A 22,991-nucleotide genomic window follows, 5' to 3' on the forward strand; every position below is an offset into this window, starting at 1 on the left:
TGAAGGCCCCCTGCGGCGGCAGGGGGCCTTCACCGTTTCCGTCCTGAATGGACCGGCGGGCTCAGAACTCGTCGGCCTTGGTGAGCTCGTGTTCGAAGGTGTCGGCGCGCGTGACGAGCGCCTTCAGCGGGTGCTCGAACTCGTCGACCAGGTTCAGGTCGACCAGCGGGATCGTGTGCTTGAGCAGCGCGACACCGTCCACCACGGCCGCGCCGCCGACCGAGTCGCCGCCCGCCAGTTCGAGCAGGCGCCGCAGATCGATCTTGTCCGCCCAGCCGACCGGAGACGAGATCTCCACCCACTCCGCGCCGTCGTGGTCGGGCAGGTGGTGCAAGGTCACCTGCTGGCCGCGGCCGTCGCCGGTGTCGACCCGGAACCGGAGCCAGTCGCCCCGCTCTTCGAGCACCTCGTACCGCGCCCGGACGAAATTGATCACGCCTGCCCAGATGGACACCCTCGTCACCTCTCGGTTTCGCCGCTTCGTGCGCTGTCGAGCATGGCACATCCGGGGCGGCCGGAGTGGCGATGGTCTCGTTCGGGCCGGTTCGAGCCGGGTCAGAGCGGCGCCATCCGGTAACCCGACCCCCGGACGGTGTGGATCAGCGGCGGGTCCTTGAGTTTCCGCCGCAGCCGCGCGATCACGACGTCCAGCACGTTGGACGCCGGATCCGCCATCTCGTCCCACGCGTACCGGATCAGTTCCCGCCGCGAGACCGGCCGCCCGGTCGCGGCCATCAGCCGCTCCATGACGAGATACTCCTTGCGCGTCACGGTGAGCAGCACGCCCGCCCGCGAGATCTGGTGCCTGCCGGTGTCGAGTTCGACGTCGGCGCACCGCAGGACCACCGCCTGCCCGGCCATGTCGCGGCGGCACAGGCTGCGCACCCGCGCGATCAGTTCCGGCATCGCGAAGGGTTTGACCAGGTAGTCGCCGCCGCCGACGCGCAGTCCGTCGATCCGGTCGGCGACGCTGTCGCGCGCGGTCAGGAAGAGCACGGGCAGCGGCCATCCGGCGCTGCGCCGGTTGCGCACGTAGGCCAGCGCGTCACCCGAAGGCAGCATCCGGTCGAACACCGCGCAGTCGTAGGCGTTCACCATCAGCGCCTCGTCCGCGCCGGGCAGGTCGGCGGCGGTGTCCACCGCGAACCCGTCCCCGCGCAGCGCGAATTCCAGCGCCACCCGCAAGTTTTCGTCGTCCTCGGTCACCAGCACCCGCACATCACCACGTTATCGCGCGATGGCCGCCTCCACGTCGGCCACGTGCAACCCGCGCAGTTCTTCGATCGCGGGCATCCGGCCCAGCAGCCGCAAGCGTTGTGACTGAGCCGTGCGCGCCTTCTCGAACAGCAGGCGCGCGTCCCGCGCGTTGCCGAAGTTGACGTCGCCGGAAACACGCCGGAAGTGGCCGGTCAGCACCGGGCCGGCGGCGGGATCGAGTTCGTAGTCCCCGGCGGACGCCATCCGCCCGAAGATGGCGAGCAGTTCGTCCGGGCTGTAGTTCTCGAACTCGATCGTCTTGCCGAAGCGGGACGCGAGACCGGGGTTGGCGGCGAGGAAGTCGACCATCTCGCCGGTGTACCCGGCCACGATCACCGCCACCTCGTCGCGATGTTCCTCCATCAACGGCACCAGGGTGTCGATGGCCTCCTGGCCGAAGTCGCCGCCGGAGCCGGCGAGCCGCGTCAGCGTGTACGCCTCGTCGATGAACAGGACGCCGCCCTTGGCCTCCTCGAACACCGTCGCGGTCTTCTCCGCGGTGTGCCCGATGTACTGCCCGACGAGATCCCTGCGGGAGACCTCCCGGAACTGGCCGACCGGCAGGACTCCCAGCGCCTTCAGGAGTTTCCCGTAGATCCGCGCGACCGTCGTCTTCCCGGTGCCGGGCGCGCCGGCGAAGATCAGATGGTGCCCGGCGGCGCCGACCGGCAGCCCGGCCCGGCGGCGCCATTCGTTGACCTGCAACTCGTCGACCAGCGAACGGACCTCTTCCTTGACGCCGGGAAGGCCGATCATCCCGTCGAGTTCGGCGAGCATCTCGTCCAGCGCGTCGTCCCCCACGGCGCCGGGGTCCGCGGTGTCCCCGATCGTCGGCGTCGCCCCTTCGGCGATCGCGATACCGGGCTCCGCGGTGTTCGAGACCCGGCAACCGGAGATCTCGCCACCGCAACCGGACGCGAAGGCGATCCCCGGGCCCCGGGTGTCGGTGACCGTGCAGCGCTTGAGAACCGGCACACCGTGGTGCGCGACGGCGATGCCTTCGTGACCGGTGTGCGAGACGGTGCAGCCTTCGACGACCGGCCGGGCGTACTGGTAGACGTAGATCCCCCTCAGCCCGCAACCGGTGACCGTGCAGCGGAGCACGACCGGATCGGCGCCCTGCCCGAGGGTGATGCCGTCGCCCGTCACGTCTTCGACGGTGGTGTCCTCGATCCGCCCTGGCGAGCCGTCGACGAGGATCCCCTGCTCCGCACCCGAGATCACGCAACCGCTCACGGTGAACGCCGTCGTGCCGCGGATCGCGATCGCCGGGCCGCGTCCGCCGGAGACGGTGCAGTCCCGGACCGTGAGTTCCGTGTCGTCGGCCTGGATCGCGGACGCGTCGCCCGCCAGGACTTCGATCCCTTCGAGGACGAGCGCTCCGCCGGTGACGCGGAAAACGGGCCGTTCCGCGCCCCGGCCGTCGACGACGACGGTGGCGCCGTCCGCCGCGGCCAAGGTCACCCGGAGGCCGGAGAGCTCGACGGTTTCCGCGTATTCACCGCCCGCGATGGTGATGACGGCGCCGTCGGACGCCTCCGTCAAAGCGTCGCCGATGGTCGGGTACGCGCCCGGCCGCCGGGCCACCAGCAGGACACGGCCGGGAGTCGAGGTCGTCATCAGCCCGCCTTCGCCATCAGCCAGCCGCGGTCGACGGCCTTGGCGCCGGCCTGGAACCGGCTGCGGGCGCCGAGCCGGTTCATGATGTCGGCGACCATCCGGCGCACCGTGCGCACCGAGACACCGAGGCGGGCGGCGGCGGATTCGTCGGTGGTGCCGGAGAAGAGCAGCGTCAGCAGCTCCTGCTCGCGGCAGGTCAGGATCGAGGCGTTCCCGTCGTCCGGGAGGTCCAGCGGGACGAGCGGGGCGGCGGCCTGCCAGATCCGCTCGAACAGCCCGACCGTCGCGGTGACCACGCCGGGCAGCCGGAACACCGCGGAACCGGCCTGCCTGCCCTCCGCCGGGAGCACGACCGAGGTTCGGTCGATCACCAGCGCGTCCATCGGGACCTCGGCGTCGGTCCGCACCTCGGCGCCGGCCCGCGACATGCGGTTGAGCGCGCCGGACATCCGCGCGGAATCGGGGAAGAGCACCTTGTGCCGCACGCCGGGCCGCACGCCTCCGAGCGCGATCCGCTGGAACGCGGTGTCCGTTCCCGTGCTCATGACGAGCACCTCGCCGGTCGCTTCCGCGAGCAGCTCGCCGAGCCCCGCCCGGTCGCTGCCCGGGCCCGTTCCCGTGACCAGGCTGAGCTGGCCGGTCTGCACGGTCATCGCAGGTACCTCCCTCTTCCCCCGGCGCGGTGCCGCCGACGACGTCCTGTTCATGCCAGTTCCCCGCCACCGGGGCGGCCGCGGGCACCCGACGCGTTAGCGTTCAGGGGCACCGGGAACTGCATGCGTCTACTTTCGCTGTCCGAACATGAGGTTTTGATGACACGGGTGATGGTCGTCGAAGACGACGAGAATCTGCGGCTCGCGCTGGTCACGCAGCTCCGCGCGGCCGGCTACGCCGTCGACGAGGCCGGTGACATCGCGACCGCGGACCGGCTGCTGCGCGGAACCCACCACGACTGCGTGGTGCTGGACCGGATGCTGCCCGACGGCGACGCCATCGAGTACGTCCACATGCGACGTCAGCTGGGCTGGCGCGCGCCGGTGCTGTTCCTCACCGCCCGCGACGCGCTCGCCGACCGCGTGGCCGGCTTCGAGCACGGCGGCGACGACTACCTCGTGAAGCCGTTCGTGATGGCCGAGCTGACGGAGCGGGTGGCCAACCTGTGCCACCGCTCGGCCTTCGACCGGCCCTCGGTGCTGCACCACGAAGACCTGGTGATGGACTGCGCGCGGCGCGAGGTGCGCCGGGCGGGCGTGCTGCTCACCTTGACCAACAAGGAGTACGCGGTGCTCGAATACCTGCTCACCAGGGCGGGCCTGCCGGTGCAGCGGGCCGACCTGATCGAGCACTGCTGGGACGCGCAGGCCGATCCGATGTCCAATGTGGTCGATGTGGTGGTGAAGCGGTTGCGCCGCAAGCTGAAGGAACCCGAACTGATCCACGCCGTCCGAGGCCTCGGCTACCGGCTGGGCTCGCGGTGAACACCCACTCCTCGGCCGATCGGCTGCGCAGGCTGCGCTGGACGCTGACCGCGTTGTTCACCGTGATGAACACCCTCGGGCTGGTCGTCTTCGCTTGGCTGCTCATCGCCGAGGACGGTGACCAGGGCGAGGAACGGATCGACGCCGCACTGACCCAGGTCACCTCGTCGGTCAGCAGGCAGGTCGCCTACGACGACGGCACCGTCGGGTTCGGCCTGGTCAACACCGACGTGCTGAACGACCGCTGCCCCCAGTTCACGATCCTGCCCGGCGGGGCGCCCGCGTTCCAGCCGCATTTTTCGCGGGCGAACTGCGTCCCGATGAACGTGCAACTGCTGAACGGGCTCGCCACCGAGGCGGTGAAGACCGGCAAGCTGGTGCAGGGGCATCAAAAGGCGTCGAACGGCGACATGGTCAAGGTCCGCGCCGAACCGCTGCGCGACGGTGACGGCAAGACCTTCGCGGCCGTCGTCGCGGTGCAGTCCACCGAGGCCGAGGATTCCGCGCACACCACGTTCACGCTGCTGGTGATCGGCGGCACCGTGCTGCTGGTCGCGATCCTGGGCTTCGCGGGCCACCTGTTGTCCGGGCGCTCGATCCGCCCCGCGGCCGCGGCCTTGCAGCAGCAAGAGGTCCTGCTCGCCGAAACCGCGCACGACCTCCGCACCCCGGTCGCCGCCCTGCGCGCGCTCGCCGAAACCGCGATGGCCAACCCCGCGCAGTCGGCGGAACTCCTGCCACGCACCGTCCGCCTCGCCGCGAGAATGGGCGGGATCATCGACGACCTCCTCGTCCGCGCCCGGCTGGCCGCCGGGGTGGAACAGCTGAGCATCCAGCCGATCTGGCTCGACCAGCTGGTGGTGGGCATCGTCGAGGACACCGCGACCGAAAACGCCGAAGTCACCGTCACCGCCGCGCCCACCAAGGTCAACGCCGATCCCGCGCTGCTGCAACGGGCGATCGGCAACCTCCTCGACAACGCCATGCGCTACGGCCGCCACCCGGGCTCGAAGGCGTTCGTGCACCTGACCGTCGCCGGCGGCACCGTGACCGTCGCGGACCACGGCCCCGGTATCGACACCGCGCTGGCGGGCGAGGCGTTCGACCGGTTCGCCAGCACCGGCGGGTCTTCCGGGCTCGGGCTGTCGATCGTGCGATGGGTCGCGCAGGCGCACGGCGGCACGCTCGCGGTGTACAACGCGGACGAGGGCGGCGCGATCTTCGAACTGCGGTTCCCGGTCAGCCCGAACTGAGGAGGGACATGACCTTCGACATCATCGGCCTGTGCCGGGACGAACCCGGCCCGGCCACCGTCCTCCCGGCTTTGGCGGCGGCGGGCGAGGAACTGCGGGCCGACTTCCGGGACGAGCCGCCGCTCATCCGGCTGCTCCACCCAGACGGCAGGGTCATGGCCATTGTCGAGGACGTCCACCTGGTCCGGGTCGACGGCGAAGCGCGGCGGCTGCTGGGAATCGGGACCGACCTCGAGGTGCCGCATCCGGTGTGGTGGGTGGAAGTCCATGCCCCAGAGGGCGATCCCAAAGCGGAGACCGTCGCCAGAACGTTCATCACGGCACTGGTCGACGGGACCGGAGGGCTGTCATGGTCGAACCGCTGAGGGAAGTGCTGGTCTTCGAGCAGTTCCGCACCGTGGTCCCGGCCTCCCCAAGGCTGATCGACGCCGCCTGGGCGGCCGTCGAGTCCGGGCGGACGCTCCAGGTGGTCACCTCCGAAGACAGTGGAATCACCTATCCGCTCGAAAAGCTGCTCTCGGAGATCGGGGGCGAGTGGGTGGTGCGCGACGATCAGGGGAGGCATCGCAGAGTCGCGCTCACCTGGAACGGCGGCCGGTTCGAGCGCGATGAGGACGGATCGCCTTTCCCGGCCGGCACCGCTGGAGGTTCGGGAGAGCTGGAAGTCCAGATCACCGCCCTCCACCCGGCCGGTGAGCCGCTCCGGCTCGGCAAGATCGTCGAGGCCGCCATGGCGGTGCTCGCCGGCGCCGAGCCGACCGGCTGGGGTGTCGCCGAGCCGGCGACCGAACCCTGGTCGTCGGCCGATCTCACCGCGTTCTGCCGGAACCGCTCCCCCGAACCGAGTGGCCTGGTCGTCGTCGGCCCCGGTATCACCGGACGGCTGCGCGTGTCCACAGTGGATGGCGGTGTGCTCGAGGAGATCGAACTCGGTGGACCGGCGGCCGGTACGGTGCGGCAGGAGGCCGTCGAGACGCTGGCCGCGGCGCTCGCCCCGCTCGTCCGGCAGATGCTGGTCGCCGTCCACCCCGGCAGGAAGGACGGCCTGCGCTCCAGCTCGCCGGCCCTGCCGTCCGTGCCCTACGGCATCCTCATCGGACACGAAATCGGCGTCCAGGAGGCAGCTCTTCCGGACGCCGAAGTGAAGATGTACGGCGTCGAGGGCCGGGAGGCAGCCTGGTTCCGGCTCGCCTCCGGTCGTCGTTCCTCCTTCGAGGAACTCGACCGAATCCTTCGGCACTTCGGTGCCGCGGCTCGTGACACGGCCTAGACGGTGTCCTGTAAGTCTGTTCGTTGGGCTTCGTGATCCAGGTGGTTCCTGGCGGTGCGGGCGGGTCGGCCTCGTACCGGTTCTCGTACTCGGCCGAGCCCGCCCGTGCCGTCAGGGATCACCTGGGCGCGGAGACCGAACCTGACTTGCACGCCAGCGGTCTAATTACGCGGGTATCGCCGGGCCCATTCCGCGGCATAGCGCCGGTCCTCCGATGGCGGCTGCGCCGAGAAGTGCCAAAACGCGTCCTCGGCGACGGTTTCCACCAGGTCGGCCAGGTCGAGCCGGTCGAGCCAGCCGGACGGCAGGCCGGGGATCCCGACCCTCGCGCCGATCACCGCGCCGGCGATCGCCCCGGTGATCGAGCTACGCCCGGAATGGTCGACAGCGGCCTGCATCGTCCACTGGGGGTCGAAGAACCGGCGCGTCACCGCGATCATGGCCCGGCCAAGCGCGCCGATGGCGGTGTCTCCCCTGCCCGCGGCGTCGAGCTCTTCGGGATCGGTGCGGACCAGTTCCGTCCGCGCGCGCACCGCGTTGGCCAGCGCGTCCGTCACCGGGCCGCGGACGGAGCCCCTCTCGACGATCTCCCGGAGCACAGTGTGCGGCGGCGCCGGCTCCCCGTGCCGGAACAACCGGCCGAACAACGCGGCGACCGCCCCAGCGGCTTCTGCGGTGGGGCCGTCGGCGCCTCCACCCGCCGCCAGCAGGCGGCCCACTCGCACCGCGGTGTCCGCGTCGGATTCGGGCCCGCCACCGCAGAGGGCCGCGACCATTCCCGGCACGAGAAAGGCGACGTCGTCCCCGGTCGACGGCGCGTCTTCTCCCGGCACGCACAGCTCGGGGACACAGGAGAGCCAGCCGTCGCGCTCTCCCCGCTGGGCGTCTAGCCGTCGCTGCTCGGACAGCGCGCCCAGCGCCATCAGCCCGCCGGGGGCCGCGCCGCCGAACCGGGCGGGCAGCCCCCGCATCAAACCCTCGGTGTGGAACAGCAGTCGCCGGGTCAGCGGGCCGATGGCCCCGGTCGGTTCGAGGACGCCGTCCTCGCCGAATCGCGCGCGGATCTCCGGCAGGCTCAGAGTGTCCACCGCCGAACCCAGCGACTCCCCAAGCGCGAATCCGGCGAACGCGCCCGCGACACGATGCCAGGCGTATCCCGCGCTGTCGGCGTCCTGGCGGAAGAACTTGCCGGACGTCGCCGCGTGCGGCCGAATCCGCCCGGCCGCGTCGTATCCCGCGACCAGGCCGTTGGCCCGCAGGTCGGACGGCCACCGCTGACCGGAGACATCGTCGTCCGGTGAGTCCACGCCGGCGGGCGCCACCCGGTTGCGCTGTTCCCATGCCCGGCCACGGACGAACCTCTTGCAGTCCTCAGTGGACAATTCGAACCCCGCGGCCCTGGCCTTGGCCGCCGCTTCCGGAAGCCCGGAGACGGGTTCGGTGAGCCCGAGTTCCGCCTGGATCTCTTCCGCCGTCTCCGCGACTTCCCTGGAATACTCGGGGGAAACCTCCACGACCCGGACGACCGCCCGGAAATTCGGCCACTCCTCACGGGTTCGCGTGAGTTCGCGTTCGGTGACCACGTCGGACGGGAACGAGCCCGGATTGATCGACAACCCGGTCCCGGGAAACTCCGCGGCGAACGACAGCACGTCCGCCCGCACCCATTTCGAGGTGCCCGGCGGCAGCCGCCTGCGGGAACTGAACACTGTCATCGTTCGCGGATTCTCTTGCCACAGCGAGGCAAGAGGCCGCTCGGTCCGGTGGTCGACAGGGCAGTAGAGCTCCGCGGTCAGCAGGCCGGCCAGGTAGCGGGGCCGGTCGAACCGGCCCGTCTCCAGGCAGCCGAGCAGGTGCTCCGCGGTGGTGTCCATGGCCGGGTGACCGAGTCGTTCGGGACCGAGCCGGTAATGCGGGTTGACCCGGATCTCACCACCCTGGGGGCCGCGGTTGCGCCACGCCATGACAGCGCCGGCCGGGACGCCCAGATGGGCCACCCCGCTTCGCGCGAACTCGGGTTCCACGATCTCCTGCCAGTCCTCCTGACCGGCGACGGTGACCGCGATACTCGGTCCGGTGCCGTCGGGGCCGGGATCCGGATGGCGCAGGCTCCCGTCCTCGCGCACGATCAACGCGGGTTTGGGCACGAGGGCGGCGAGCCGCTCGCCGCCATCCAGCGCTCGAACCGCGTCGTAGGGCACGAACCAGCCCTCCGGGATCCGCACCAGGTTTTCATGGTCGACCCGCACCGCGTGCTTCCCGCGGGTCAAATCGACCGGATTCCCCACCCTCAGCCACTGTTCGACCCTGGCGATCGCCTCGGAAGCCCGCATGATCAGTCCTCCCGCCGTCTTCGTCACTTGAACTCCCTCACCAGTTTCCACTCGTGGTCCCAGATGCGGGCGGGCCACGTCTGCCCCGCGATCCTGCCCAGCCGCTGGATCTCTTCCAGCCGTTCGCGTGCGGCTTCGGCTCCCTCTTCACCGATGCCGGTCGCGAGGAGCATCCGAACCAGCCAGGCCGGGTCGATCATCCGGACCGCCGCGAGCACTTCCGCGTCGAACGGTACGTCGAACCAGGCGGCAACGAAGCCGGACCTGATCCCGATCAGCGGGTCGGCGTAGTCCGGGAAGGACTGGCCGTTGTCGATCACGATCGCTTCCCCGCCGGGGCCGGTCAAGCAGTCACTCGCGCTTCTGTCCAAGCTGGCCGCGACGTAGTCCAGGAACGCGATCAACTGTTGCTGTTCGCGCGGATAGGCCGCCACCTCCAGCGCGGGGCCGGTGTCTTCCCGCCACACCTGGGCGGAGCCGGGTCCCAGCGGCCCGTCGATGTACGCGGTCGGCGGGACGGCGTCCGAGCCGACGGCTCGCGCCAACCGGTACAGGGCGACCTCACGATATCCCTGCCCTTCCAAGGGAAGATGCCCTCCCAGCGCGCGGGTCTCGCCCGAGGCCGGTTTGTAGATCGTTCGCGGATGGTCGGCGTAGGTCAGGTGATAGGTGGCGTTGGCACTCTGGCGGCCGTCGCCGAACTCGACGCAGTCCAGCGGTTCGGCCGCCATCATGGCGGCCTCGGCCGCGTCCCCGAAGGTTTCCGGCTCCGGCGGCGGAGGTGAGGGAAGGCCTCGCTTCGTCGCCTCGTCGAACAATTCGGCCTGCCGCCGCAGGATCGTCACCTCCAGGGCCTCCTGGTCGCGGGACAGCGGCCGCGTCCGGTCTTCGTCCCGGCCGATCAGCGTGCCGACGGTTTCGTCGAGCACCCGCGCGGTCTCCAACACCTCCTCGATGGCCTTCAGCCGCAACTGGAGTTCGGCCAGGTGGCCGCTCGGCATCCGCAGAACCAACCGGAGATCGCGGTAGCCGTCGTGGCGCGGCCGGACGAACCGGTCGTCGAGGCTCACGATCTCCATCGGTTCGGTACCCAGCCGCTCCCGGACGACGTCCAAGGCCTGATAAGCCCAGGAAACCTTGTCAAAGGCCACGAACGCGGTCGCGGTGTCGGGGGGCTCCGACGCGTCGTCGCGACGGCCGGCGGCGCCACCGGCGGCCGTCGCCAGCCAATCGGCGAAGTCGCCGAGCCGGTCGTGGTCTTCGGGTGACGCGGGGACTGACTGCACGGGCGGACTGTCCGGGAACGACACGATGCCTCCACGCACCGTCCGGACCGAGGTCCACTGCGCGTCGGTCAGGTCGATCGGACCGGGACGGGGTGCCAGCACGCTCTCGCTCAAGATGTCCTCGGCCCCACGCCGCGCGACTTCGGCGACCGCCTCCGTGAGGATGGCGGCGCGGCCGCGCGGCGGCAGTTCGGCGTCGGTGAAGGTCAGCAGGCCGATTCCGGTCACTCGCTTCGGCAAGCGCATCAGCCAGCCGTTGTGCGGATCCAGGAAAACGACACCGTTCGCGTCCCGGCTCACCAGCGCCACATGGTCGCGGACCGATCCGCCGCGTTCGGTGGAGGTCACGTGGATGACGGCCAGCGCTCCGACGGGCCGGTCCGTCATCGCGGCGACGACGCTGTCGAAACTGGTGCCGTGACCGTGGTCCCAGGTCCCGCCGAGCCGCTCGGAAATGTACTCCAGGCTGGACATCTCCAGCAGCCGGTCCAACGGCACCGGCGGCGCCGTCACGTCCTCGCCACGCAAACGCCGCACGTAGCAGACGACGGCACGGGTGCAGTTGGTCAGGTATCCGTCGTCGAGGGCGTCGGGTGCGTAGTAGTGAGGATTGGTCGCGGGAAGCTGGGGATGCCGCGCACGCAGGTAGGACGCGGCCGCCGCCCAACGGCCGATCACGGTCTTCGCGTGCATCGCGGGCAGCGCGTTCCGGGCTGTCGTCCGGAACAACGCGGAGTCCTGGTGCGGCACGGGTGCCGTCGGGTTCCCGACCTCCCGGTAGGCGGCGTGGCCCGCTTCCCGCGCGTGGACCGCTTCGACCTCGGCCGAGCCGAGCGACACGTCGTCCTTGCCGTTGTATCCCTGTTCCCTCCCCAAATCGAGAAGTGAGCGGAACTGGGCGGTTCCCTCCGGCGAAACCACGACGACCCGAGGCTCGGGCAGGGGTTCCGGCTCCGGGGAGAGTCGCGGCTCCGGCAGGTGAAGATCTCCTCTCGGCGGCTGGGCGCCCTTCGGCACACCCACGGGAGGCAGATCCGCATCGGTGAAGGGCAGCAGGTCGAGCTTGATCAGGTTCTCCGGCAGGCTCAGCAACCAGCCGTCCTGCGGGTCGAGGAACACGATCCGGCCCTCGTCGTTGGCCACCAGCGCCACATGCCGCTTGATCTCGTTCTTCTTTCCGCGGTACTCCATGGCCAGCACGGCCATCGCGCCGGGCGGCCGGTCCATCATCGCGCCGATGACACTGTCGTAACTCGTACCGTGATCGTGCTCCCAGATCCCCCCGAGCCGCTCCGAGATGTACTCCAGAGTGCCCAGGACCACAGAGTCCTCGGGGCTGAGAGGCGGAGCCGTCACGTCCTCGCCGCGCAGCCTCCGCACGTAATAGACGACGTCGCGGGTGCAGTTGGTCCAGTAGCCGTCCAGGTACGCACCGGGAGCGTGGTAGTTCGGGTTCGTGCGAGGCAGTTCTGGGTGGTGTTCCCGGATGTACCGCGCGATGCCGTATTTTCCCGCGCTCGGGACACCGGCGTGGATCGCCGGCAGGGTGTGCAGTTCGGTGCTGCCTATCAACGGGTCGATATAGCGACCGTCCCCGGCGCCGTAGGCCCGGCCGCCGTCGCCCGGACGTCCTCGCCCTTGTTCGGGCGAGCCCTGCCACCCTCCCCAGTGGTCGATCGAGTTCCTCCGGATCGGTGGATCGCGGTACTGGAGATGCCTGACGGCGGCTTCCTCGGCCTGTTTCAGCTCGGGGTCGTCACCGGGACGGCGGGGGGCGTCCGGCGCCGGGTCCAGGGCCTTCGGCCACTCCGGCGAATTCAGCCAGTTGTACTGGTCGATGGCGTTGGCCAGATCGGCGTTCGCCTCCCAGACCGGCAGCCCCTTCCCCGTACGGTAATAGTCGCCGAGGTACCGGGCCGCCCGGTCGGCGAGAGCGACGAGTTTCCCGATCGCCACCCGTCGCTCGCCGAGCGTCCGGTGATCACCCCAGTCACGGCTGGGGTGATCCGGATCCAGCCTGGCCGCCTCCGCGTCGAGCGAAGGCCTCAGCTCCCGCAGAGCGTCTTGATAGGCGCTCGCCCAGTCACCGTAGGGATACTCGCGCGCCTTGATCCTGGTCGAGGTGAACTCCGGAACAGCCGCCCTCGCCGGCACGGCTTGGCGCGCGCCCTGCCGGCCGGGCCGCTCCAGCTCGGCCGCCACCGTCGCGGCGGACATGATCACCTGGGAGTCGGAGAACGCCGACGCGGCCTTCTCCACCGCGGCACGCTCGGCCGCCTTTCCCTGATTGGTCTCGGCGATGTTCTTGTCGCCGAGTTCCAGCTCGTGCTTCCGATGCCACCACTTGCGCCAGCCGATCAGCGGGCCGGACAGGCCCGACACCAGCGCCGCCACCGCCAGCGAATGGCTGACACCGAACAACTCCACGAACCCGACGGTCACCCCGGCGCCGCCGACCGAAATCCTCGTGTAGACCTTCATGAACTCGGCGAGTGGGGCGAATCCGGGCCGTGTCTCGGTGGCGGGATCGACGGGGACAGCGGGGCGCACCGGCTCCGGCCGGGGTCGTCCGAGGAAGGGAATCGCCTCACGCAGCCGTCGCAGCAGGCCAGTTTTCGGCGGGTTGACCCGCTTCTCGACGCGGTCGAGCAACTCCATTCGCTCCGCGAGCACGTCCGGCCTCATCAGCCGGCGGATGTCCCGCTCGTCGAAGAACCTTCTGTCCACTGTGTACCCGAGCTCGCGCTGATCCAGCTGATTCAACTGCCAGATCGCGATCGGCAACATGAGCAGGCTCTTCCCGATCCCGTAGGCGGCCAGCGCCTGGAACAGCGTCAAGTCGTAGGCCTGCGCGGAATTCCGGTACAGACTCTCCCCGTCCCAGTGGGCGGCCAACGCCTGGAACAGGGTCAGCTCCTGGGCCTGCGCCACCGCCGGGGCAGGCGGCACGGAGATCCGGTGCAGGCTCTTCCCGTCCCCGTAGGTGGCCAGTACCTGAAACAGCGTCGACGCCTGTACCGACGTCGACGGCAGGGCCGATGCCGGCACCTGTGGCGACGGTGCGGAGTTGACGAACGTGCCCGCCGCGGTCGGCCGTAGTCCTCGTCGCAGGATCTCACTCAAGTACGGGACGAAGTCCGGCAGATTGGCCACGACGCTCAACTCGGGCACGGACAGCTGACGCTCGCGCGGGTCGGGCAGTTCGCCCGGTTCGGGCGGCCGCTGCAGACCGAGTCGTTGCCCCATGGCGGCGTAGACGGCCGCCTCGACCTTGTCCAGTCCCCTGGCCCGCTTGTCGATCTCCTTGAGTTCCTCTCCCTTCTGGGCCCGCGTGCGCATGCGTTCGGCGAAGGGCAGCCAGACCGCGGCACCCGCCGCGTACACGAGGAGACTGAGCCAGGACGCCAGCCCGATCCCGCTACCCCAGAGTTCGAACGGAGCGGCGGCCGCGGTCCCGGCCGCGAGTGACGCCAACGGCGGGACGCTGAACCGGGCACCGTGCTTGCCGAGAGACTGGGCGAGATCGGGCCTCGGCCCCATCGTCTGCTCGTTCATCGGCTTGCCCGGCGCCGGGCCGGGACCGTCTTCGGGTGCCCAGCCCAGGATCTCCAGCAACGAACGCACCCGTTCGGCGGGTGCCGCGGCGGCGTCGATCTCGCGCGCCTTGGCGTCGTATTTGCGCGCCTCGGCGATCTGCTCGTCCTTCTTGATCTCCCACTCACGGGCGAGGAACCCGTTGTAGACGGCGTTGACCAGGCCGAAGACGCCCCAGGCGATACCGCTGGCCGGCGAGCCCGACGCCGCGAACACCGCCGCCGCGCTGCCGGAGGGCAGGAATCCGGTGACGAGACCAGTGGCGACATGGGTCCCGGTCAGCGGATAGTCGCTCCTCACCGTCGAGGGGAGATGGCGCGTGACCACCGACCTGACCGGATCGTTCTCCAGCGCCGCCTGGCGGTACCCGCTGTTCGCCTGCTTCGGCTCGAGTCCGAGCTTCGCCAGCACTTCACGGATTTCGTTGCGCAGGCGGAGACGCTTCGGCGGATTCCACCTGGCGCCATCGAGCGCGCGGTCCAGAACGGCGAGCTGGGCCAGATAACCCCGGTCCGCGGGGGTCGGTTCCGGTGACGCGTCCAGATTCCCGTCCGGGCTCAGGAACCGCGCACCGGGGTCGGCGGCGCGGTCGCCCCTCAAGCTCTCGTACCCGGCGACGAGACCGTGCACCACCACGCGGAGCGCGAGGTCGGGCGGCATCCGGCTCGACGCCGTGATCCTGATGGTGCCCATCGGGTCGTTCCCCGAGTAGCGCAGGGGAATCGACCACTGGCCGGTCGCGTCACCGAGGTCGGCGGCACCGTCGAGGACGACGCTGAACCTGCGGCCGTCCGGATCCGCGAGCAGGACCGACCTGGGGTACTGGCCGACGATGGTCATTCCGGCGGCCTTCACCGCTTCGGGGAGCACACGCCACAACGCTTGTTCGGCCGCCGCGGGGATCGTCTTCCCGGTGACCGGCTTGCCCGCCTCGATGGGTACCGGAGCGGAGATCGCGGGCGGTGGAGCCGGCGCGACCGGCCGAGGTTCCGCCGCGCCAGGGGCGAGGAAGCCGGTCAACAGGCCCGTGAGTTCCCGGCGCGTCCGCGGCGGGAACGACGTCAGCATCGCGGGCAGTTCGCCGACGGCCGGAGGTTTGTCGTGCCGTGCCACGGCCGCGGTCAAAGCGGCCAGTGTCCCGACAGCGTTCAAACCGTCCACGCGACCGATATCGGTGAGCGCGCTCCGCTCGACATCGGTCAGCACCGACCAAACCGCCGTCGGCACGCCCGCCGACAAGGGGACGACCGAGTCGGTCAGTTGCCTGCCGAGCAGGGCGAACCGCTCCGGATGTCCCTGCAGGTCCAAGATCTGTTCGAGGATCCCCCCTTCGCTCGTGGTCAGGCCCGCGATCCGGTCGGCCAGCTCGGCGGTCGCCGCGGCGGCCCCGACGGCCGCGATCAACGTGGAGAACGCCTCCTGTGCGGCACCCGGAAGCGCGTGCCATACCAGGACCCATTCGGCGGGCAGGCCGGTCGGCGGTGCGACCCGCGCCAGCCAATGGGCGAGGGCCGCGCCGGCTTCCTCCGGAAAGCCGTTCTTCCTTGCCAGCAACGTGGTGAAGTTCTTCAGCACGGGAAGCCCGGCCTTGGGGCCCACTTCGGCGGTGAGATCCGCCAGAGCCCGTTGTTCTTCGGCTCCCAGCACCGTCCACAGTGGCTTCAGCTCGGCCGGCAGGCCGGCCGGGGTCGACGGTTCCGCGACAGGTGCTCCGCGCCGCGGAGGATGCGGTGCCTGCCGTTGCGGGTGTCGCGGCCGCCGAGGGTCCTGCTCGAAGGGAAGGCCGTGCCCACGACCGGGTCCGTCGATCATGGGGTCCGACCACGGCACGTGCACCGGGCCGCCGTACCCTCCGACCGGCGGCGGCGGATACTTGGCCGTGAACGCCGCGGGATCGGCTTTGAACGCCTGGATCGCCGGGGTCAGGATCGGCGGATGCCCGTCGTCGGTGACGGCTTGGCGGATCTGGGCGATGTCGCTTTCGTGATCGAATCCGATGGATCGCAGCTGCTCCAGCAGGGTCGCCCGGCGGGCTTCGGGGAGGTCACCGAACTCGAGATCGACGACACGCTTCATCCAGTGGGAATCCCAGTCGCCCGGCGGAATCCTCAGGCCGATGGGAACGACCTCGCCACGAAGCTGCCGAGGAACGACAGAGGTTTCCGCGGCGGCTCGCAACGCCTCGACGGCCAGCAATTCGCCGCTTCGGCCCTGGAACTCGTGGGAGGCATGGAGCAGGGCATCGCGCCACGCCGCGGCGGCGTTTCCGGGCGACGCGGCGGGTTTCGGCTCTTGCAGCAGGTGGACGGCGAACTCGTGCAGCAGGGTGGTGAGGAACTCACCCATGCCGATCCGCGGCAGGACAAGGCCCAGCCCCAACTCTGGGAGGGCGACCCCGTGGCGGGGCAGTTCACCCGCCTCCGCGAGCGCGTCCAGGATCTCCGGTCGCCTAGGGTGATTTTCGATGAACTCCTCGTCCCACGGCACCACGTTGTCCAGCATGCGCTGCACGAAATCGGCTCCCGGCCTGCCGAAGATCGTTTCGAGCCAGTGCAGGACGATCGCACGTGTCACGGCGTCGAATCGGCCGCTCGCCGTCACCGACGGCTGCAGGAACCGCATGCGGTGCGGATCCAGGAGATCGAAGCCGATGACCTCCACCCACGCGGGGACCGCGGAATCCGCGTGTTCCCTGGCATACGCACGTAAAGACTCGCTGAAGGCACGGAGCTCGTCCAGCAGGGGCCGTACCTCCCCCGTGCTTTCCGCAGCGGCGATCGCCTTCCGCAGCTCGGCGGCCCGCGTGACGAAACCCGCCCACGATTCCGCCCGTCGCTGGGCTTCCTCGCCTGAAAGCAGGCCATCGGCGACCTCTCGGTCCAATCGGGCGAGGGCCTTCGGTGCGGCCTCTTCGACCTGTCTCGGAAGCTCGTCCGGCGGATGCGAACCGGGCCTTTTCGGCGCCACGAGATCCAGGAACCTGCCCGCGAGGAGGATCCTTTCCTCCATCGGGTACTTGTCGTTCGCGAGATCCGCGAAGATCGCGGCATAGTCGTCGGGGAACGAATTCCGGAGCCTGTCCAGGAAGTCGCCGAGCGCGCGGCGAAGAACCGGCAGCTCCGGAGACTGGACGTCCCGCGCCGCCAGCTTCGCGACCTCGTCGGAGGTGAGATCCCGGCCGGGCTCCAGCCCGAGCGCCACCTTGTCGAGATGGGCCTCCCGTGCTTCGTCGACGGGCTCGACCGGGGGGTCCGGGTCGGACGCCGCGCGTGACGGCGCCGGGAATGGCCACCGGGGGTCGGGCGCGGCGGACGGCGGACGGCCGCTCACGTCCGGGTCCGGTGCGGACAATTCCGGCGGGACTTCGGGATCGCGGAGCTCGATCGGGACGTCGGTGCGGATCTCCGGGCCAGGGCGTTCGCGTCCACCCGGCGTCAGCGGCCGGACCGGGGCCGGTGGCCGGTCGCTGGGTTCCCCCGGCCGGTCGCCGACGAAACCGGGCAACGGCTGGATCTCCAACGGCCGCGCCGGGTCTTCCGGATCCGGGCGCGCGGGACCGAACGGAGTGAGCGGCCGGACGGGGGTCTCGGTTTCGGGCGGGGCCATCTCCGGGGACCGCTCGGGTGGCCGAACCGGTTCTTTCGGAGCGCCTGGCAGCGGGCTGGTTTCAGGTTCCGGCCGGACCGGGTTCGTGGACGGCGGTTCCGGAAAGCCGGGCCCTGGGGGCGCGGGCTCGCCGGGCACCCATATCTCGGGGTCGCCTGGTGACGGCCCCACCGGCCTGCCGACGTCGGGAGGCACGGGACGGCCGACCGCCGGCACCTCGGTCCAGCCGGGCACCGGCCGCGCTCCTCGCTCCGGCGGCGAAAGAGGCACCGGACTTTCCCGTACCGGCTCGATGGTGCCGTCGGGTTTCGTGATGATCGCCTTGTCCGGCAACGGGTGCGCCGTTCGCGGCTCGGTTACGGAGGAGCGTCCGCGCTCCTCGTCGATGAGGTGAGCCAGCGCCTCCGCCGACCAAGGCGCGGGCAGGTCCGTGTCGAACCGGGCACGGTTGTCGTGCAAGAACTTCAGCGTGCCCGTCTTCAGCTCCTCCAGCGCGGCCCGCGCCTCGCGAAGGTGGGAGGACAGCGTCCCGGGCCGGCCGCCGTGGCTCGCGGGTATGGGCTCCACGTGCGGCGCGCCGCGCAGTTCGGCCGCCATCGCGACCAGCCGGTTCCGTGACTGCACGATCTCGTCGTGCACGGCTCTGGTCGGCGGCCCGACGTCGAGCTGTCCCACGGCCCGCTGGTCCAGCCACGCACCGAGCTGATCCGTCAAGGCCCGGAGGAAAGGGCCCGACGACGGGTCGATCCGCCCTGCCCGGAAGTCGTGCACCATCGATCCCAAGAGATCGAGTTTCTCCGCTGGGCTGACCTTCACTTCGCCCGTGTTCGAGGGCAAGCCGACCAGGGGCCGGTCCGGTTTGGTCTCTCCCCTCAGCCCTGGCGAATCCTGGAGGCCCCGCGCCACGGGCGGGACGACGCCGTCGCCGACGGCGCGCGGCAAACCGTGTTCGGGACCGACGACACTCAGCCGGGACACGCCCTCGGCTCGCGGGCCGTTGACCGGCGCGGGACCCTTTTCCAGCAAGCCGTTCAGTTCGGCCTTCAGGCCGTCCAGGTTGGGCCACAGCTCGTCGAACCGCTTCCGCAGCGACCCGGCTTCCGCGGGCTTCCCCTCGTTTCGAACCCAGTCCACGAGGGAATGCCGGCCGGTCTCGCGCGCAGCCTCCGTCAGCCCGCCACCCGACCACTCGTCCAGCAAACGCAGGGAATCCGACGCCGCTTTCGGCAGCTCGCCCCATTTTTCCCGCAGCTCGCCGAAGCGGGGTTTCATCTCGTCCAACGTCGTCCGCGCGGACTCCCATCGAACGCGTTCGCCCTCACTGAGCGGGCGATGAGGAACAGCCTCTTCAGGCTTCGCCTCGACGGCACGCGGAGCCTCGGCGGCGGCTATCTGTTCCTTGATGATCCGTTCAGCGGCCGCTCGCTCGAGCGCGGTGGCCTTGTTGACGGCATCCACGATTCCGAACGGATCCCGGACCTCTCGGGCCGGAGACAGCACCGGCGGCCCGTCGTCACGAGGCCGTCCGGCCGGTTCCGGAGCCGGCGCGTCGACGGATCTGTGCGCCGGGCTCCGTTCCGCTACGGCGCTTTCCCTCGGAGCGATCGGTCCCTCCGCCCGTGTCCCCGGAGGAGGTGCCTTCTCCAGTAATCCGTCGAGTTCGGCTTTGACCCCCTTCAGGTCGGACCACACCTCGTCGAACCGCTTGCCCGAGGATTCGACGCCGTGCGCGGACCGCGTTTCCCCTTTGACCCACTCGCCCAGTGACCGCCAGCCCGCGAGTGCTTCGGCCTCTTTGCCCGGGCCGCCGAACATCATGTCGTCCAGCAGCCGAACGGACTCCGAAGCCTCCTTCGGCAGCCCACCGTGCCTGTCCCGCAACTCGTCCAGGCGAGGACGCACCTCGTCGAACTGGGCCGACACTTTCTCCCACCGGGCACGTTCCGCCGCGTTGACCGGACGTGAGGGCACCGGCTCACCCGGATGCTTCAAGGCGGCTTCGATGTCCGCCTTCATCAGCCGCTCTGCCCTGGCCAGATCCAGCGCGCCCGCCTTGGCCGGGGCATCCGCCAACCCGGCAGGCTCCCGTGGCGGGGACAACACCGGCGGCCCGCCACCACGAGGTTGCCCGGCAGGCTCGGCGGCGGTTCGGCTCGGCGGCTCGGAAGTCCTGGATGACGGTCCACGTTCCGGCGCAACGCTTTCTCTTGGCCCGATGGGTACCTCGGGTCGTGCGCCCGGTGCGGGCGCCTTCTCCAGCAACCCGTCCAGCTCTTTCTTGAGCCCCTCCAGGTCGCGCCACATCCCGTCGAAGCGGCGGCCCAACGACTCGGCGCCGTGCACCGCCGCGGCCGGACCGGTTCCTTCTCGCATCCGCGCCCCGAGAGCGTCCCAGCCGGCCTTGTTCGCGGCCTCGGTGAGCCCGCCCATCAGCAGCTTGTCCATCAACTTGAGGGACTCCGAAGCCTCGCCCGGCAGACCTCCGTGCCGCTCACGCAACTCGTCGAGCCGAGGGCGCACCTCGTCCAAGTGGGCCCAGGTCTGCTCCCAGCGAGCCCGTTCGACGGCGCTGATCTCGCGCGTGGGCGCCGGTTCGGTCGTCCGGCCGCCCGGCTTCTCGGCCTCACCGGCACGCGACGCCTCGGCTGCCCGTTCCTCACGGCCCGCCGCGTCGATCTGTTCCCGGATGTTCCGCAGGTCCTGCCGTTGCTTCGCCGCTTCGGCCCACGGTTCGGCCCTGGCCGGTTTGTCCGCTCCGGGCGGCGGTCCCGGCGGAGGTGTGTCCCCACGATGCGGGGCCCCGCCCGCTCCGCCCTCCTTGCCGAACCAGGAATCGACGGCCCGCTGTGCGCCGGGACGGGCGGAATCCAGCAGATCCCGCTCCACCACCCGGTGCATCACCGGTTCCGATCCTCGCGTCGCGTTCATGACATCGGTGTGGCTGAACACCTCGCGTGACATCGGGGCCGGAGCGCCCTCGCCCCGGCCGTTCATGGACGGCGCCGTGTTCTCCGCACCTCGCGAGCTGGGGGACAGACCTTCGTTCTTCGCCACGTCCGCAGCCGGCGCCCCGCGCTCCGGACCGTGTTCGGGAACGGTGCCGCCCGGCGAGCGCTGGAACTCCTCCGGCACGTGAGGCGCGGACCGGCTTCCCTGCACTTCCCTCTGTGGCGTGTCCACCTCGGGCGGTTTCCGGGTCGCCGGCTCGGAAGGATGCTGGACCGGTTGTTCCGGCCGGTGCACAGGAGTGCCTTCCCGGTCCGGAACGGTCGGAGTCCGCTCGCCACCGGGATGCTGGTTCCCAGGGCCGTCCGGTCCTCGCCCGTGTGGTTCCACACGGGTTCCGCCCGGCGGATCAGCGGGTTGTCTGGGACCGGGCGGCGGGTTCCCGCCCGGATCACCCGCCGGGCGCGTCCCGGTCGGTCCCGGATCCTCCGGCCGCGGTGCGGGCGAGGATTCCTTGACGCGCGGGGCAACGGGCGCGCCATCGTCTCCCCGGCGGGAATTCCGGTAACCGTCGACGACATCGGCCGCCTTGCCCAGACCGTATTTCGCCACCCCGGTGAGGTTGGCCTCGCGGACCACGTCACCGACCTTGTGGAGCCCCTTGGGGAAGCCGGTGAGATCGGCCGCCCTCGCCCCTTTCCCCAGTGCGCGTGCGCCACGAGTGATCCCGGCGCCGACGCCACGGGTTCCGAGCAGACCGACGACGTTGCCGGTGGTGTACCCCAGGGCGTGCTTCCAGTCGGTTTTCCACTCGTCATAGGCGATGAAGTTCTTGCCGAATTCCGTGAGCGTGTCACCGAGCACGCCCTTGAACAGCTTGTCGTCGACGAACTCGCCCAGCTTCGGGTCGAGGCCGTACAGCACCGCGCCGCCGACCAGCATGCCGAGGTTTCCCCATGCCTGCTGGGCGGTGTAGAGGGAAAAGCCGTCTTCGCCGAAACCGGCCAGCCCGGCGAGCGCTTCGAGTTGGACCACCGCCGAGTCCCAGAGGCCGCCGAAGAACCCGTCGTGCGGTGTCGTGTCCACCTCGCCCGGCGGATTCAGCATGTTGTGCGCGGTCTCGCGGATCATGTCGGCGAGGTCCTTGGCCACCCCCTCCGCCAGCTTCCGCCGATAGTAACCCCTCACTCCCGGCAGATTGCAGCCCAGCGCGATGTAGATCAGGTGGTTGCGGTCGTAGGTGTCGTGGATCTTGTTCTTGATGTCGACGAGAAGGTTCGCGTAGGACTCGTACGCACCGCCGATCGAATCCAGGCCGGTGGCGATCTGAATGATGCCGTTCTCGCCGTTGTTGTTGTTCTGGACGAGGTCGCGCATGCTCGCGCCGCCCCTGTCGCGCCACGCGGTGCCGTGCAGCCGGGTCACGATGTCGTTCGTGGCCGTCACGGCCTGCCGCACGTGGTTCGCGCCCGATTTGAACGCCTCAGCCTTCTCGTGCGCGTGGACCGCGCTGTCCGGCGGGTAGTAGAAGTCCGCGGACTCGCCGCCTTCGGAAAGGATCAAGTTCCAGAAATCACCCGACGGCGGGCCTTTGTCCTCCATGACCGCGAGCGCCGATCAGCCGCGGACCGACGACCAGATGGCACTGGCGGCCTCGGCGTCATGGGCCACATAGACCGGCACCAGCAGTTCACCGAGTTCCGCGACCTTGACGTAGAAGCCGGGGACCGACGCCGCGGCCGCCCTTGCCTTGTCCGGCGCGAATTCCCCCTCTTTGTTCTTGAGCAGGCTGGTGAACGCCTCACCCAGCGGGCCGCGGCCGACCTGGTTGGCGGCGACCATCCGGTTGTTGTCGCGCGTCCAGCCATCGCGGAGATCGGCGGACGCGCCGCGCAGATTTCCCATGAAGGAACCGGTCGCGTCCGGGTCCATGTCGGCGACGTCGTCGCCACCGTTCAGGCTGAGCCAGGTCATCGGCGCTCCCCCGCGATCTCCCGGTCGAGGACGTGCAAAGCTGGCCCGAACCGCAGATCGGCCGGTCCGGCCTCGGGGTTGTCCGGCAGGTGTCCGGCGACGACCGCCGCGCACTGCTCCTGGGCGCGTTCGGCGGCGCGGTGGATCGTGTCCTTGATGGCCCGGGCCAGCTCCGCGGAATCGGGAACGCGGTAGATACGCGGATCCAAGCGCAGCTCGACCAGTTCGCCGTAGCCACCGGCCGTCGCGCTGATCAGCCCGTCATCGGATTCGGCGGTGGCCCGCAGCGCCGCGATCCGCTCCTGGGCCGCACGGAGTTCCCCGGCCATTCGCCGGTAGTCGTCGTACCTCTCCACGATGCCTCCTGTCTCCGG

The 22,991-nt window shown here is 70.2% G+C and carries 12 protein-coding genes; 4 read left to right on the forward strand and 8 right to left on the reverse strand.

Annotated elements, in window-relative coordinates:
• Positions 1 to 61: 61 nt before the first annotated feature.
• The 4 genes from ACZ1DY_RS32765 to ACZ1DY_RS32780 all read right to left on the reverse strand — a co-directional run bounded on the left by ACZ1DY_RS32765 (position 62) and on the right by ACZ1DY_RS32780 (position 3,530).
• Positions 62 to 454 carry a hypothetical protein gene (locus ACZ1DY_RS32765; protein WP_126733602.1) on the reverse strand — a complete coding sequence of 131 codons (393 nt, stop codon included), beginning with the start codon at positions 452 to 454 and terminating at the stop codon, positions 62 to 64.
• 101 nt (positions 455 to 555) lie between these two features.
• Positions 556 to 1,218, reverse strand: coding sequence for a winged helix-turn-helix domain-containing protein (locus tag ACZ1DY_RS32770; protein ID WP_457951975.1), 663 nt, complete (start codon positions 1,216 to 1,218; stop codon positions 556 to 558).
• 9 nt (positions 1,219 to 1,227) lie between these two features.
• On the reverse strand, positions 1,228 to 2,877 hold the full coding sequence (locus tag ACZ1DY_RS32775; protein ID WP_257485034.1) for a right-handed parallel beta-helix repeat-containing protein: 1,650 nt from the start codon (positions 2,875 to 2,877) through the stop codon (positions 1,228 to 1,230).
• Complete coding sequence (locus ACZ1DY_RS32780) at positions 2,877 to 3,530, reverse strand: helix-turn-helix transcriptional regulator (protein ID WP_192742814.1); 654 nt, start codon at positions 3,528 to 3,530, stop codon at positions 2,877 to 2,879. Before ACZ1DY_RS32780 ends, ACZ1DY_RS32775 begins: the two co-directional genes overlap by 1 nt.
• Before the next feature lie 159 nt (positions 3,531 to 3,689).
• Here ACZ1DY_RS32780 and ACZ1DY_RS32785 point away from each other — a divergent pair, with 159 nt between their 5' ends.
• From ACZ1DY_RS32785 to ACZ1DY_RS32800, 4 genes are read left to right on the forward strand one after another with little or no spacing between them, the layout of a single operon-like run.
• Positions 3,690 to 4,355, forward strand: a complete 666-nt coding sequence (locus tag ACZ1DY_RS32785) for a response regulator transcription factor (protein WP_185927194.1) — start codon at positions 3,690 to 3,692, stop codon at positions 4,353 to 4,355.
• Complete coding sequence (locus tag ACZ1DY_RS32790; protein WP_465481951.1) at positions 4,352 to 5,608, forward strand: sensor histidine kinase; 1,257 nt, start codon at positions 4,352 to 4,354, stop codon at positions 5,606 to 5,608. The genes ACZ1DY_RS32785 and ACZ1DY_RS32790 overlap by 4 nt, the downstream gene beginning before the upstream one ends.
• 8 nt (positions 5,609 to 5,616) lie before the next feature.
• Positions 5,617 to 5,973, forward strand: coding sequence for a hypothetical protein (locus tag ACZ1DY_RS32795; protein ID WP_465481952.1), 357 nt, complete (start codon positions 5,617 to 5,619; stop codon positions 5,971 to 5,973).
• The gene (locus ACZ1DY_RS32800; protein ID WP_465481953.1) at positions 5,958 to 6,878 is read left to right on the forward strand and encodes a DUF6177 family protein; all 921 of its coding nucleotides are present in this window, start codon (positions 5,958 to 5,960) and stop codon (positions 6,876 to 6,878) included. Before ACZ1DY_RS32795 ends, ACZ1DY_RS32800 begins: the two co-directional genes overlap by 16 nt.
• Positions 6,879 to 7,039: 161 nt before the next feature.
• Here ACZ1DY_RS32800 and ACZ1DY_RS32805 read toward each other — a convergent pair whose 3' ends face one another.
• The 4 genes from ACZ1DY_RS32805 to ACZ1DY_RS32820 are packed head-to-tail and all read right to left on the reverse strand — an operon-like array spanning position 7,040 to position 22,973.
• Entirely contained in the window at positions 7,040 to 9,238 is a 2,199-nt protein-coding gene (locus ACZ1DY_RS32805) for a YrhB domain-containing protein (protein WP_465481954.1), read from the reverse strand.
• Positions 9,235 to 22,245, reverse strand: coding sequence for a toxin glutamine deamidase domain-containing protein (locus ACZ1DY_RS32810; RefSeq protein WP_465481955.1), 13,011 nt, complete (start codon positions 22,243 to 22,245; stop codon positions 9,235 to 9,237). The genes ACZ1DY_RS32805 and ACZ1DY_RS32810 overlap by 4 nt, the downstream gene beginning before the upstream one ends.
• Positions 22,246 to 22,260: 15 nt before the next feature.
• Positions 22,261 to 22,617 (reverse strand): hypothetical protein, encoded by a 357-nt coding sequence (locus ACZ1DY_RS32815; RefSeq protein WP_465481956.1) that lies wholly within the window; start codon positions 22,615 to 22,617, stop codon positions 22,261 to 22,263.
• On the reverse strand, positions 22,614 to 22,973 hold the full coding sequence (locus ACZ1DY_RS32820; protein ID WP_465481957.1) for a YbaB/EbfC family nucleoid-associated protein: 360 nt from the start codon (positions 22,971 to 22,973) through the stop codon (positions 22,614 to 22,616). The genes ACZ1DY_RS32815 and ACZ1DY_RS32820 overlap by 4 nt, the downstream gene beginning before the upstream one ends.
• Positions 22,974 to 22,991 lie beyond the last annotated feature (18 nt).

The sequence above is a fragment of the Amycolatopsis sp. PSD-21 genome (assembly GCF_055561455.1).

Coding starts and splice junctions, on each gene's coding strand:
- ACZ1DY_RS32810 (WP_465481955.1), bottom strand. CDS start 22,245: ATGGAGGACAAAGGCCCGCCGTCGGGTGATTTCTGGAACTTGATCCTT.
- ACZ1DY_RS32780 (WP_192742814.1), bottom strand. CDS start 3,530: ATGACCGTGCAGACCGGCCAGCTCAGCCTGGTCACGGGAACGGGCCCG.
- ACZ1DY_RS32795 (WP_465481952.1), top strand. CDS start 5,617: ATGACCTTCGACATCATCGGCCTGTGCCGGGACGAACCCGGCCCGGCC.
- ACZ1DY_RS32815 (WP_465481956.1), bottom strand. CDS start 22,617: ATGACCTGGCTCAGCCTGAACGGTGGCGACGACGTCGCCGACATGGAC.
- ACZ1DY_RS32800 (WP_465481953.1), top strand. CDS start 5,958: ATGGTCGAACCGCTGAGGGAAGTGCTGGTCTTCGAGCAGTTCCGCACC.
- ACZ1DY_RS32775 (WP_257485034.1), bottom strand. CDS start 2,877: ATGACGACCTCGACTCCCGGCCGTGTCCTGCTGGTGGCCCGGCGGCCG.
- ACZ1DY_RS32785 (WP_185927194.1), top strand. CDS start 3,690: ATGACACGGGTGATGGTCGTCGAAGACGACGAGAATCTGCGGCTCGCG.